This is a genomic window from Amycolatopsis sp. FU40 (assembly GCF_021903635.1).
Taxonomy (GTDB): Bacteria; Actinomycetota; Actinomycetes; order Mycobacteriales; family Pseudonocardiaceae; genus Amycolatopsis; species Amycolatopsis dendrobii.
Window position 1 is genome coordinate 2,939,631 of sequence record NZ_CP091381.1, and the last position, 12,905, is coordinate 2,952,535.

Consider the following 12,905-nt stretch of genomic DNA (forward strand, 5'->3'; position numbering starts at 1 on the left):
TGCGTTCCGGTTAAGCTATCCGGAATTCATTCCGGATAGCAACCCCGGAGGAACCGATGCCCGACGCCCCGCGCCGCCCCCGGCGAGACGCGCTCGAGAACCGCGCCCGGCTCTTGGAGGTCGCGGCACGGGCCTTCGCCGCGGAGGGGCTAGCCGCGGCTCCGGCGGCGATCGCCAAACAGGCCGGCGTCGGCGTCGGCACGCTCTACCGGCACTTCCCGACCCGCGAGGCCCTGATCGACGCCGCCTACCGGCATCAGCTCGCGGTGGTCTGCGAGCAGGCATCGACCCTCCTCGCGCAGTACCCGGCCGCGGAAGCGCTGCGGGAGTGGCTGACGCATTTCCTCGCCTACGTCGGCGCGAAACACGGGATGTCCGAGGCGCTCAACGCGGTCATCGCATCCGGCGTCGACCCCTACTCGGACAGCCGGAAGCTGCTCGTCGACGCCGTTAGCGGACTCCTTTCCGCGGGCGCGCGGGACGCCACGCTCCGCGACGATGTGCACGCCGAGGACGTCTTGGTGCTGATCGGCGGGATCGCGTATTCCGCGCAGCACTGCGAAAAACCGCAAGCCCAGCGGTTGATCGGCCTGGTGCTCGACTCTCTCGCTGTTCACCGGCCGACGAGCGGGCGCGTGCCAGGCGGCAGCTGAGCCGCCCCGCCGCCCAAGTACTGCACCACCGCCTCCTGCAACGCCCGCACCGCGCGCGGCTGCTCGACATCTCGCCGGTACGCCAGCCGCACCACGCGGCTCAGCCCGGGCGCGGTGAACTGCGTGCGGCGGAACCGATCCCCGACCACGGTGCTCGGCACGACCGCGAGGCCCAGTCCGGCCTGGACCAGCTCCAGCACCGCGTCCATCTCGCCGCCCTCGATCGCGAACAGCGGGTCGAAACCTTCGGCACGGCAAGCGGCCACGGTCGCTTCGCGCAGGTCGTAGCCCTGCCGGAACATCACCAGCGGCCGGTCCCGCAGCGCGGCGATCGGCATCCGGCCGCGCACCGGCGCGGGCGCGTCCTTCGGCGAGATCACCACCAGGTCCTCGACGAACAGCGCGCGGCTCTCCAGCCGGGAATCGTCGTGCACCCTGCTGTCCACGATCATCGCCAGGTCCAGGCCGCCCTCCGACAGCGCGGTCTGCAGGTCCCGGGAACCGCTTTCGTGCAGCACCAGTTCGATCCCGGGGTAGTCCCGCCGGAACGCGGCGAGCATCGCGGGCAGCAGGCCGGTGCACAGGCTCGGGGTCGCGCCCAGCCGCACCCGGCCGCGGCCCAGTTCGTCCAGCTCCCGGATCGCCCGGTAGGCGGTCTCCGTCTCGGCGATGATCCGGCGCGCGATCGGCAGCAGCGTCTCCCCCGCCTCGGTGAGCGTGACGTTCCCGCGGATCCGGTGGAACAGCCCCGCGCCGACATCCCGTTCCAGCGCACGGATCTGCTGCGACAGTGAGGGCTGCGCCACCCGCATCTGCTCCGCGGCTCGGGTGAAATGCCGCGTCTCGGCCACTGCCAGGAAATACGCCAGCTGCTGGAACTGCATGACCGCCATCATAGGTGCTGCCTATCATGTCAAGAGAAATCATGTGTTTGCCCTCTCGTCAGGTCCGGCTTACCGTCGGTTTCGTGGCACTCGCTCCCGCTCCGCCCCGCCGTCGCCCGGCTCTCGTGACGTTCTGGCGTTCGACCATCGGCAAGAAGGTCGTCATGGCCGTCACCGGGCTGATGTTCGTCGCGTTCCTGTTCGTGCACATGGCCGGGAACCTCAAGGTTTTCCTGGGACCGAGGCACTTCGACGACTACGCCGCCTGGCTGCGCACCATCGGCGAACCGGTGCTGCAGAACGCCTGGTACCTCTCGATCCAGCGGGTCGTGCTGCTGATCGCATTGGTGCTGCACGTGGTCGCGGCGGTGCAACTGTCCAAACGGGACCGGCAAGCCCGCCCGGTGAAGTACGCGCACGGCCAGCGGCGCAAGGCCAGTTTCGCGACGCACACCATGCGCTGGGGCGGCGCGACGCTCGCGCTCTACCTCGTGTGGCACATCCTGGACCTCACCGTCGGCGTGGCCAACCAGGACTTCCGCGACGGGCAGCCGTACCACAACATCGTCGCGGACTTCCAGGTCTGGTGGGTCAACCTGATCTACATCGTCGCGCTGCTGATGCTCGGCCTGCACATCAACCACGGCTTCTGGAGCGCGGCGCAGACCCTCGGCATCACCAGCAAAACCCGGGACCGGGCATTGAAAACCGTGGGCTCTGTGCTCGCCGTCGTGATCACCGGCGGCTTCCTGATCGTGCCGATCGCCGTGATGGCGGGATGGGTGGCCTGACATGAGCGACTACACCCTCGGCGAGCCGATCGCCGACACGCGAGCGCCGGACGGTCCGATCGAGGACCGCTGGGACAGCCGCCGCTTCGGCGCGAAGCTGGTCAACCCGGCCAACCGGCGGCGGCACCGGGTCATCGTGGTGGGCACCGGGCTCGCGGGCGCGTCCGCCGGGGCGACGCTCGCCGAACAGGGCTACCACGTGGTCCAGTTCTGCTTCCAGGACTCGCCGCGGCGCGCGCACTCAGTCGCCGCGCAGGGCGGCATCAACGCGGCGAAGAACTACCGCAACGACGGCGATTCGGTCTACCGGCTCTTCTACGACACGGTGAAGGGCGGCGACTTCCGGTCCCGGGAGTCCAATGTGTACCGGCTGGCGCAGGTGTCCGCCCAGATCATCGACCAGGCGGTGGCGCAGGGCGTGCCGTTCGCCCGGGAGTACGGCGGGCTGCTCGACACCCGTTCGTTCGGCGGCGTCCAGGTGCAGCGCACGTTCTACGCGCGCGGCCAGACCGGACAGCAGCTGCTGCTCGGCGCGTACCAGGCGCTGGCGCGGCAGATCGACGCCGGCAGCGTGGAAATGCACCCTCGGACGGAAATGCTGGACCTCGTCGTGTCCGACGGCAAGGCGCGCGGGATCGTCGCGCGCGACCTGGTGACCGGCGAGGTGACCACGCATCTCGCGGACGCCGTCGTGCTCGCGACCGGCGGCTACGGCAACGTCTTCTACCTGTCCACCAACGCGAAAGGCTCCAACGCCACCGCGATCTGGCGGGCGCACAAGCGCGGCGCGTACTTCGCGAACCCGTGCTTCACGCAGATCCACCCGACCTGCATCCCGCGTTCGGGCGAACACCAGTCGAAGCTGACGCTGATGAGCGAATCGCTGCGCAACGACGGCCGGATCTGGGTGCCGAAGCAGCCGCGCGACCCGCGTCCGCCGCGGGAGATCCCGGAGTCCGAACGGGACTACTACCTGGAGCGGATGTACCCGAGCTTCGGCAACCTGGTGCCGCGCGACATCGCGTCGCGGGCCGCGAAGAACGTCTGCGACGCCGGGTTCGGCGTCGGTCCCGGCGGGCTCGGCGTGTACCTCGACTTCGCGGACGCGATCGAGCGGATGGGCCGCCCGGCGGTGGAAGCCAAGTACGGCAACCTGTTCGACATGTACGAGCGGATCACCGCGGAGAACCCGTACGAGGTCCCGATGCGGATCTACCCGGCGATCCATTACACGATGGGCGGGCTGTGGGTCGACTACGACCTGCAGAGCACGGTGCCCGGCCTGTTCGTGATCGGCGAGGCCAACTTCTCCGACCACGGCGCGAACCGGCTCGGCGCGTCCGCGCTGATGCAGGGCCTCGCCGACGGCTACTTCGTGCTCCCGGCCACGCTCAACGACTACATCGCGCGCGGCGGCTTCCCCGCGCTCGACCCGGCCGATCCGGCGGTCGCGCAGGCCGAGACCGCGGTACGCGACCGGCTGGAACGGCTGCTGTCCGTGCGCGGCGCCCGCAGCGTCGACTCGTTCCACCGCGAACTCGGCCACCTGATGTGGGACCACTGCGGGATGTCCCGCTCCGCCGAAGGCCTGCGGAAAGCACTCGACCGCATTCCGGAGCTGCGCGCCGAATTCTGGCGAGACGTCCGGGTCCCGGGCACTGGCGCCGAACTGAACCAGGAACTGGAGAAGGCCGGTCGCGTCGCCGATTTCCTGGAACTAGCCGAATTGCTGTTGCTCGACGCACTGGTGCGCGAGGAATCGTGCGGCGGCCATTTCCGCGAGGAACACCAAACCGAAGACGGCGAGGCCCAGCGCGACGACGAGCGGTTCTCTTGCGTCTCGGCCTGGGAGTACGGCGAAAAGCCGGTACTGCACCGGGAAATCCTGAACTTCGAGCACGTCCACCCCACCCAGCGGAGCTACACGTGAAACTCACCCTGCGGGTCTGGCGCCAGTCCGGCCCGGACGACGACGGCGGGCTGGTCGGCTACCCGGTCGACGACGCCAGCCCGGACATGTCCTTCCTGGAACTGCTCGACGTCCTCAACCAGCACCTCATCGAGGACGGCGCCGAGCCGATCGCGTTCGACCACGACTGCCGCGAGGGCATCTGCGGCTCGTGCGGCGTCGTGATCAACGGCCGGGCGCACGGCCCGGAACGCACCACGACCTGCCAGCTGCACCTGCGCTCGTTCCGCGACGGCGACGTGCTGGACGTGGAACCCTGGCGCGCCAAGGGTTTCCCGGTGATCAAGGACCTGGTGGTCGACCGTTCGGCGTTCGACCGGATCATCGAGGCGGGCGGCTACGTCACCGCCCCGACCGGCAGCGCGCCCGAAGCGCACGCGACGCCGGTGCCCAAGCCGGACGCGGACCTAGCCTTCGACAACGCGACCTGCATCGGCTGCGGCGCGTGCGTCGCGGCCTGCCCGAACGGGTCGGCGATGCTGTTCACCTCCGCGAAGGTGGCGCACCTGAACTCGCTGCCGCAGGGCCAGCCGGAACGTGCCCAGCGCGTGCTGGACATGGTGGAAGCCATGGACGCGGCCGACTTCGGCGGCTGCACGAACACCGGCGAATGCGTCGCGTCGTGCCCCAAGGGGATTCCGCTGACCAGCATCGCGAACCTCAACCGCGAGTTCCTGAAGGCGAGCCGCTCGCGGCGCTAGCCGGGCTCGCGCGGCTGTCTCCCGCCCGGAATCGCTCCGGCGGGAGACAGCCGCGGCGCGGGCCGGTCAGGACTTCCTGCCCCGCTTGGTGTCGTCGTCGATGTCGATCTGCTCCTTGCGGACCTTCCCCTGGACGGTCTGCTCCTCGGTGACCTGCTCGGTTCCCAGGCGCACCCGCTCCACCGGCACGGTTTCCTTCTGCACCACCGGTTTCTCGGCGTGCAGCACGACGTCCTGCTCCGCCTCGCCGATCTCGGCCTTGCCCGCTGCCTTGGCGTCGGTGATCGGCTCGCGCTCGACGCGCACTTCCTCGTGCGTGACCGGCACGGTCACCTGCTCCTCTTCGGTCACCACGTACTTGCGCAGCCGGACGTGGCCGGTTTCGACCTCTTCGGTGCCGACCCGCAGCCGTTCCTCGGAACGCACCACGTCGCCCGTGCCGGACGCGTCGTGCCGTCCGCCCTTGGCCGCGGCGGTGTCCTGGCCGGTCGGCTGGCCGCGGCCCGCGGCGCCGCCCATCGCCGCGTCGCGACCCTTGCCCGCGGCACCGCCTGCCACACCGCCCGCAGCGCCGCCTGCTGCCGCGTCGCGGCCGCGGTTGCCGGTGTTCTCGCCGGTCCCGCGCGGAGCCGGCAAGCCGTAGTACTTGTACAACTCGACGCTTTCCTTTTCGGAAAGGTGGCCCTCCGCGTCGATGCGCGGCGCGTCGGACACCTGGTCCTTCGCGACCTGGACGTGCAGGCCGTCGTTCTCCATGCCCGCACCCGACAGCGGCACGAAGCTCTCCTTCTGGCCGAACAGCCCGGTTTTCACCGTCACCCACTCCGGCCGCCTGGTGTCGTCGGCGAGATATACCGTGCCCACCTTGCCGATTTTGCTGCCGGAATTGTCCATCACGGTGCTGTCGACGAGATCCTGCGGCTGGATTGCGCGTACCATGGATCCACTCCATTCCCCGAATCGGATTGTGCGCTTCGGTTCCTACTGTCCGGCGGGACAAAGTGCTGCGCAAGCGGCGCACCCCTCAAGCGAGCGACCCCGTTTCGTGTCAGTTTGCGGCCCGGAATCAGCGGGTACTTCCGTCGTAAGCGGTCCGCTCGATACCCGGGCGAAATTGCCGAAAATAGTTCATCTGCCGGGTCGGGAAAGGCCGCGAGCGAATTCGGGAGGCAGCGCACGGCCCGGGAGGAAGACCTGCCCGGAAAACCGGATGCGACCCGTCGGGCCGGTCGGCTAGGCTCCCCGCCCATGGGTGCCGCTTTCGCCGCGTACGCGTTGACTCGCCTGCGCAACGCCTGAGCGCCGGACGCACACCGCTCCGTCGCGCTCTCCCGTTGTCCGTCCGGGCCGCCAGTCTTGGCGCCCGGGTCGCTTCCTCATGCGCGGAGTCCCCACCCTATGTCTGCCCAATCCTTCGGCGGACGGCACGAGCTCGGCCAGAACTTCCTGGCCGACCCCGCCGTCATCGCCGCTGTCTGCACTGCCGCCGGCCGCACGACCGGTCCCCTCGTGGAACTGGCCGCGGGCGACGGCGCGCTCACCATCCCGCTCAGCCGCACCGGCCGCCCGCTGACTGCCGTCGAACTCGACCCCCGCCGCGCCCGCCGCCTGGACCGGCGGACCGGCGAGCACGTCAAGGTCGTCCACGGCGATCTGCTCCGGCACCGGCTGCCCGACGTTCCGCACACCGTCGTCGGCAACCTTCCGTTCCACCTCACCACCGCGACGCTGCGCCGGTTGTTCCGGCAGCCGCACTGGGAACTCGCGGTGCTGCTCGTGCAATGGGAAGTCGCCCGCCGCCGGGCCGGAATCGGCGGCGCCTCCCAGATGACCGCCGCGTGGTGGCCGTGGTTCGAGTTCGCCGTCCCCGCCCGGGTGCCGGCGCACGCGTTCCGTCCTCGCCCCGCCGTGGACGGCGGGATCCTCGTGCTCACCCGCCGCCCGGAGCCGCTGGTCGAGGATCGGGCGGAGTACCAGGAGTTCGTCCGCGAAGTCTTCACCGGACGCGGTCGCGGGCTGGGCGGGATCCTGCCCCGCACCGGCCGCCTCAGCGTCCGCGCGGCCCGGACCTGGCTTGCCCGGCAAAGGCTGTCGCCGCGAGCACTCCCCCGCGACCTGACCGCCGGGCAGTGGGCGTCGCTGTGGGAGCTCGCCCGGTGAGCTTGCATCGATCAGCCCGATGCAGCGCAGCGAAAAGCTCTGCTTTCCCGCAAACCGGCCGCTGGCGATAGTGAACGGAAGCGACGAAAGGCGGTTCCGGGAATGAACCACGGCGACTGGGTGCACGAGGCCGCGCGGCTGCGCCCCCGTACCGCGGCCTTTGTGGACGGAGATTGGCTCGAAGCCGAGTCCGGCAAGACTTTCGCCGACGTCAACCCCGCCACCGGGCACCCAGTCGCGCAGGTGGCCGAATGCGGCCGGGACGAGATCGACGCCGCGGTCGCCGCCGCGCGGCGCGCGTTCGAGGACGGCCGCTGGTCCCGGCTCGCCTTGGCTGAGCGCAAGAACCGCCTGTTGAGGCTGGCCGAACTGATCAGTGCGCACGGACCGGAGCTCGCGCTCTGCGACACCCTGGACGTCGGCCGTCCGATCTCGGACACGTTCGGCCAGGACGTGCCCGCGACCGCCGAGTGCTTCGCCTGGTACGCCGAGGCGCTCGACAAACGCTACGACGAGGTCGCGCCCGCCCCTCCGGGCAACTTCGCCGCGATCCGGCGCGTGCCGCTCGGAGTGGTGGGCGCGGTCGTGCCGTGGAACTTCCCGCTCGACATCGCCGGATGGAAGCTCGCTCCGGCCCTGGCCGCGGGCAACAGCGTGGTCCTCAAACCCGCCGAACAGTCGCCGCTGTCCGCGCTGCGGCTGGGAGAACTGGCCGCAGAAGCGGGAATCCCGGACGGGGTGCTCAACGTCGTGCCGGGTTTCGGCGAGACCGCGGGACAGGCGCTGGGACGGCATCCGGACGTCGACGTCCTCGCCTTCACCGGGTCGACGCCGGTGGGCGGGCTGTTCCTGCGCTACGCCGGGGAGTCGAACCTCAAACAGGTCTGGCTCGAATGCGGCGGCAAGAGCCCGGTCGCGGTGTTCGCCGACGCGGACCTCGACGCCGCGGCGGACCTGGTCGCGTTCGGGTTCTGCGCGAACTCCGGCCAGGTCTGTTCGGCGACCACCCGGCTGCTCGTGCAGGCGCCGGTCGCAGACGAATTCCTTGCCCGGCTGCGCGAAAAGGCCGCCGCGTGGGTACCCGGAGATCCGCTGGACCCGGCCACGAAACTGGGTCCGATGATCGACGAGAACGCCGCGGCGCGGGTGCTGGCGGCCGTCGAAGCCAGCAGCGGAACCGTCGTCACCGGCGGCACCCGCCGGGGTGCGTTCCTGGATCCGGCCGTCGTGACCGACGTGGCCGCCGACGACCCGCTGGTCACCGACGAGTTGTTCGGGCCAGTGCTCGCCGCCCTCCCGTTCGAGACCGAAGCCGAAGCGATCCGGCTCGCCAACGACACGCCGTACGGCCTCGCCGCGTCCGTCTGGACCCGCGACCTCGCCCGCGCGCACCGCGTCTCCGACGGAATCCACGCCGGGACGGTCTCGGTGAACACAGTGGACGCGCTCAGCACCGCGACCCCGTTCGGCGGCTTCAAGCAGTCCGGCTTCGGCCGCGATCTTTCCCCGCACTCGTTCGACAAGTACACCGGTCTCAAGACGGTCTGGACGGCCTACGCCTGACCGAGGTCGCGCCCGGTTTCCGCGGCCAGGTACCCGAGCAGCAGCTCGCGCGTCCTGGCCGCGGACAGGCTGGTGTTGCGGCCGGCGAGATGCAGGCCGTAGGCGTCTTCCAGGGCCACCGCGTTCGCCGCGATGTCCGCGGCGGGCGACCGCAGCCGGAACGCTCCGGTGTCCTGACCGTGCGCGAGCGCGGCCGAGTACAGCGACACCTCGCGATCCCAGAGCGCCGTCATCAACACCGCGTGCGCCGGGTTGCGCGCAGCGTGGACGTGCATTTCGTACAGCACCCGGCTCAGCGGATCGCCCTCCCTGTCCGGAAGCCCCGCGCCGGCCAGCCGCACGAGCCGCCGGACCGGATCGTCCTCGGCCTCCGCGGCCCGCGCTCGCGCCCAGTAGAACCGGTCGACCGCGTCGCGGTGCAGTTCGAACAGCAGGTCGTCGAGGTCCGGGTAGTAGTAGCTGACCGAGCCTGCCGACAGCCCGGCCTCCTCGGCGACGTCGCGCACGCGGAGACCGGCCAGCCCCCGCGTCCGGATCGCGCGGGCGGCAGCCGCCACCAGCTCGTCGCGCCGCTTCGCCTGGTCCTTGGGTCGTGCCACGTCCAGGATTATTGATGACGTGCATCGAAAAACCCAGTACCGGTTCCGCAGAACCGCACCATCAAGGGTCTTGCCTCCCGCATCGGCAGCGCGCATTCTTTGCGCTAGACCGCAAAGAACGAGGAGACGCGCATGGCCCACCCCCTCTCGCGCCTGACCGAGGACGAGGTCGCCCGCAACCGCGAACTGCTGGCCGGCGCCGGGATCGCGACCGAGAGCACCCGGTTCGCGCTCGTCTCGCTGCTGGAACCGGCGAAGGCGGCCGTGCTGGCCTGGCAGCCGGGCGGCCCGGTGGACCGCCGCGTCCGTTCGCTGCTGCTCGACCGGCGGACCGGCGCGGTGCGCGAGGTGGTCGTGTCGCTGACCAGCGGCGAGGTCGTGGCCGACCGGGCGGTGGACGTGGTGTCCGAGGGGCAGCCGCCGATCCTGCACGAGGAGTTCGACCTGGTCGAGGAGATCCTCTGGAAGGACGAGGCGTGGAACGCGGCCATGCGCCGCCGCGGCATCGACGAGCCCCGGTCGGTCCGGATCTCCGCCCTGAGCGCCGGATGCTTCGACATTCCCGGCGAAACCGGTCTGCGGCTCGTGCGCTGCCTGGCGTTTCTCCAGCTCAACAAGGACGACAACCTCTGGGCGCACCCGATCGACGGCGTCGTGGCCTACGTCGACCTGATCGCGGGCCGCGTGCACGACCTCGTCGACGACGGTCCGGCCGACATCCCGCGCACCGCCTACGACTACCACCTCGACGGGCCGGCCCGCGACACGCAGAAGCCCATCGTGATCACCCAGCCCGAGGGGCCGAGCTTCACCGTGGACGACGATGTCGTCACCTGGGAGAAGTGGCAGTTCCGGATCGGCTTCAACGCAGTCGAAGGCCTTACCCTGCACCAAATCGGCTTCCAGGACGGAGAACGGCTGCGTCCTGTCGTGTACCGCGCTTCCGTCGCCGAGATGGTTGTGCCCTATGGCGACCCGAGCCCGGTCCGGTTCTGGCAGAACTACTTCGACGCCGGTGAGTACTCGCTGGGCAAGGAAGTCAACTCGCTCACGCTCGGCTGCGATTGCCTGGGCGAGATCCGCTACTTCGACGCCGTCCTGCACGATGACGACGGCCGGCCGCACACCATCGCGAACGCGATCTGCATGCACGAGGAAGACGCGGGCGTGCTGTGGAAGCACACTGACCACTACAACGGGAGTGTCTCGACCCGTCGGCAGCGGCGGCTGGTCGTTTCGTTCTTCGTGACAGTCGGCAATTACGACTACGGCTTCTACTGGCATCTCTACCTCGACGGCACGATCGAACTCGAATGCAAGGCCACCGGCATCGTCTTCACCTCGGCCTTCCCCGCCGACGAGGACTACCCGTGGGCCGCTGAAATCGCCCCTGGCATCGGCGCGCCGTTCCACCAGCACCTGTTCTCCGCGCGGCTGGACATGATGGTCGACGGCCTCTCCAACGCGGTCGACGAGATCGACGCGCAGCGAGTCCCGATCGGCCCCGGCAATCCATACGGCAACGCCTTCACCCGCAAGATCACCAGGCTGGCCAAGGAATCCGAGGCTGCCCGGCTCGCCGACGGGACCCTCGGCCGCACCTGGCGGATCAGCAATCCCGAGTCCCGCAACGCCCTCGGCGAACCCGTCGGCTACACGCTGCATCCAGAAGGCCAGCCGCCATTGCTGGCCGACGGCGCGTCGTCCATCGCCCGCCGCGCCGCCTTCACCCGCAAGCACCTCTGGGTCACCGCGTACGCCGAGGACGAGCGCTTCCCGGCGGGCGAGTACGTCAACCAGAACGACGGCAAGACCGGCATCGACACCTGGATCCGGGCCGATCGCGACCTCGACGGCGCCGACCTCGTCGTCTGGCACACCTTCGGCCTCACGCATTACCCGCGCACCGAGGACTGGCCGATCATGCCCGTCGACCGCACCGGGTTCACGCTCAAGCCCAGCGGATTCTTCGACGCCAACCCCGCGCTGGACACGCCCGCGCCGAAACCGCAGCATCCCGGCTGCTGTCACTGAGGCAGGATGTCGGCATGAGCGAGCCCTCCTTCACCCTCGTGCAGTTGCGCTATTTCGAGGCGGCGGCGCGGCACCTGAGCATGACAGCCGCGTCGAAGGAGCTGATGGTCTCGCAGTCGGCCGTTTCGACGGCGATCGCGCAGCTGGAGAAGGAAATGGGCGTGCAGTTCCTGCTGCGCCACCACGCCCGCGGGCTGAGCCTGACCACCGCCGGCGAGGAGTTCTACAAGCGGGTGCTGGATTTCCTGGCGCACGGCGCGGAGCTGGTCGAAACGGCGCGGCAGTCCGGCACCGACCTCGTCGGGACGCTCACCGTCGGCTGCTTCACCACACTCGCGCCGTTCCGGCTGCCGAGTCTGCTGGCCGAATTCGAAACCCGGCATCCGCGCGTCCACGTGTCCCTCCGCGAAGGCGAGCACAAGGCGCTCAAGGGTGCTTTGCGGGCGGGTGAAACCGAGCTGGCGATGCTGTACGGCTACGACCTCGACGACGACATCGACCGCGAGGTGGTCGGCACCGCCGCTCCGTACGCGCTCGTCTCCGAGGACCACCGGCTCGCCCGGCGCAAGAGCCGCAAGGTTTCGCTGCACGAGCTGGCGGAGGAGCCGATGGTGCTGCTCGACCTGCCGCACAGCCGGGAGTACCTGCAGTCGATCCTGAGCGACGCCGGGGTGGCGCCGCGGGTCCGGCACCGGACGAGCGGGTACGAGACGGTGCGGGCGCTGGTCGCTTCCGGGCACGGGTTCGCGCTGCTCAACCAGCGGCCGCCGGACGACACGACTTACGCGGGCGCTCGGGTGGTGCCGCTGACGCTCACGGACGAGGTTCCGTCGCTGGAGATCGTGCTCGCGACGATGCGCGGGGTCCGGCTCACCCGGCGGGCGCAGGAGTTTCGGGAGCTGTGCCGCGCGCAGTACTCCTCGTGAACGAAGGTCCGCGTCAGAACAGCCGTTCCAGCGCCCGGCGCGCGCGGGCCGAAGCCTGGCGGTCGTCGTGCAATTGCAGGAAATGGTTGAGCGCCAGCATGATCCCGACGAACTCGTAGAGCAGCTGGTCGATGTCGGTGTCCGCGGGCAATTCCTCCAGGCTCACCGCACGCCAGATGTTGACGCGCAGCTCCCGCTCCCAGAACGCGCTCATCCGGACGACGGCGTCGCGCACCGGCCCCTCCCGGCCGTCGAACTCGGCCGCCGCCGCGGTGAAGAAGCACCCTCCGGGCAGCAGTTCGCGTTCCAGGTAGGAGATCCACGCCTCCCCCGCCGCCCGGAGGTAGGGCAGGCCGCGCGGCACGCCGCGGGCGCGTTCGGGCACCTCGCGGACGAACATTTCGGCGGCGGTGTCGACGACGGCCAGTTGCAGGCTCTCCTTGGAGCCGAAATGGCCGAGCACGCCCGCCTTGCTCATCCCCAGCTCGCCGGCGAGCCGCCCGATGGTCAGCCCCTCCAGGCCCTCGGCGGACGCGATCGCCAGGCCGAGGTCGAGGATGCGCCGCCGGGTGAGGCCGGTCTCGGCGACGGACTTCCGGGGACTCATGGGAACCACTATAGATTA

General features: G+C 70.0%; 12 protein-coding genes. 8 read left to right on the plus strand and 4 right to left on the minus strand.

Features of this window, described 5'->3' with window-relative positions:
* The first annotated feature begins 56 nt into the window (after positions 1-56).
* Positions 57-653 carry a TetR/AcrR family transcriptional regulator gene (locus L3Q65_RS14520; RefSeq protein WP_182889137.1) on the plus strand — a complete coding sequence of 199 codons (597 nt, stop codon included), beginning with the start codon at positions 57-59 and terminating at the stop codon, positions 651-653.
* On the opposite strand, the gene L3Q65_RS14525 is transcribed toward L3Q65_RS14520, so the two are convergent.
* Entirely contained in the window at positions 614-1,537 is a 924-nt protein-coding gene (locus tag L3Q65_RS14525; protein WP_237599971.1) for a LysR family transcriptional regulator, read from the minus strand. The genes L3Q65_RS14520 and L3Q65_RS14525 overlap by 40 nt on opposite strands.
* Before the next feature lie 83 nt (positions 1,538-1,620).
* Here L3Q65_RS14525 and L3Q65_RS14530 point away from each other — a divergent pair, with 83 nt between their 5' ends.
* From L3Q65_RS14530 to L3Q65_RS14540, 3 genes are read left to right on the plus strand one after another with little or no spacing between them, the layout of a single operon-like run.
* A complete protein-coding gene (locus tag L3Q65_RS14530; RefSeq protein ID WP_237599972.1) occupies positions 1,621-2,328 on the plus strand; it encodes a succinate dehydrogenase cytochrome b subunit in 708 nt (235 codons plus the stop codon).
* Position 2,329: 1 nt separating this feature from the next.
* Positions 2,330-4,258: a fumarate reductase/succinate dehydrogenase flavoprotein subunit gene (locus tag L3Q65_RS14535; protein ID WP_237599973.1), complete on the plus strand. Its 1,929-nt coding sequence runs from the start codon at positions 2,330-2,332 to the stop codon at positions 4,256-4,258.
* Complete coding sequence (locus L3Q65_RS14540; RefSeq protein ID WP_237599974.1) at positions 4,255-4,998, plus strand: succinate dehydrogenase/fumarate reductase iron-sulfur subunit; 744 nt, start codon at positions 4,255-4,257, stop codon at positions 4,996-4,998. Before L3Q65_RS14535 ends, L3Q65_RS14540 begins: the two co-directional genes overlap by 4 nt.
* A 66-nt stretch (positions 4,999-5,064) precedes the next feature.
* Here the strand turns inward: L3Q65_RS14540 and L3Q65_RS14545 are convergent, their stop codons facing one another.
* Positions 5,065-5,937, minus strand: a complete 873-nt coding sequence (locus tag L3Q65_RS14545; protein ID WP_182889133.1) for a DUF2382 domain-containing protein — start codon at positions 5,935-5,937, stop codon at positions 5,065-5,067.
* Between the two features lie 459 nt (positions 5,938-6,396).
* Here L3Q65_RS14545 and erm point away from each other — a divergent pair, with 459 nt between their 5' ends.
* Both erm and L3Q65_RS14555 read left to right on the plus strand, forming a co-directional pair.
* Positions 6,397-7,158, plus strand: coding sequence for a 23S ribosomal RNA methyltransferase Erm (erm, locus tag L3Q65_RS14550; protein ID WP_182889132.1), 762 nt, complete (start codon positions 6,397-6,399; stop codon positions 7,156-7,158).
* Positions 7,159-7,260: 102 nt separating this feature from the next.
* Positions 7,261-8,721: an aldehyde dehydrogenase family protein gene (locus L3Q65_RS14555; RefSeq protein ID WP_182889131.1), complete on the plus strand. Its 1,461-nt coding sequence runs from the start codon at positions 7,261-7,263 to the stop codon at positions 8,719-8,721.
* Here L3Q65_RS14555 and L3Q65_RS14560 read toward each other — a convergent pair.
* Positions 8,712-9,320: a TetR/AcrR family transcriptional regulator gene (locus L3Q65_RS14560; RefSeq protein WP_237599975.1), complete on the minus strand. Its 609-nt coding sequence runs from the start codon at positions 9,318-9,320 to the stop codon at positions 8,712-8,714. The genes L3Q65_RS14555 and L3Q65_RS14560 overlap by 10 nt on opposite strands.
* A 132-nt stretch (positions 9,321-9,452) precedes the next feature.
* Here L3Q65_RS14560 and L3Q65_RS14565 point away from each other — a divergent pair, with 132 nt between their 5' ends.
* Positions 9,453-11,354 carry a primary-amine oxidase gene (locus L3Q65_RS14565; RefSeq protein ID WP_237599976.1) on the plus strand — a complete coding sequence of 634 codons (1,902 nt, stop codon included), beginning with the start codon at positions 9,453-9,455 and terminating at the stop codon, positions 11,352-11,354.
* 14 nt (positions 11,355-11,368) lie between these two features.
* Positions 11,369-12,280: a LysR substrate-binding domain-containing protein gene (locus L3Q65_RS14570; protein ID WP_182889128.1), complete on the plus strand. Its 912-nt coding sequence runs from the start codon at positions 11,369-11,371 to the stop codon at positions 12,278-12,280.
* Positions 12,281-12,293: 13 nt separating this feature from the next.
* Here the strand turns inward: L3Q65_RS14570 and L3Q65_RS14575 are convergent, their stop codons facing one another.
* Entirely contained in the window at positions 12,294-12,887 is a 594-nt protein-coding gene (locus L3Q65_RS14575) for a TetR/AcrR family transcriptional regulator (RefSeq protein ID WP_237599977.1), read from the minus strand.
* Positions 12,888-12,905 lie beyond the last annotated feature (18 nt).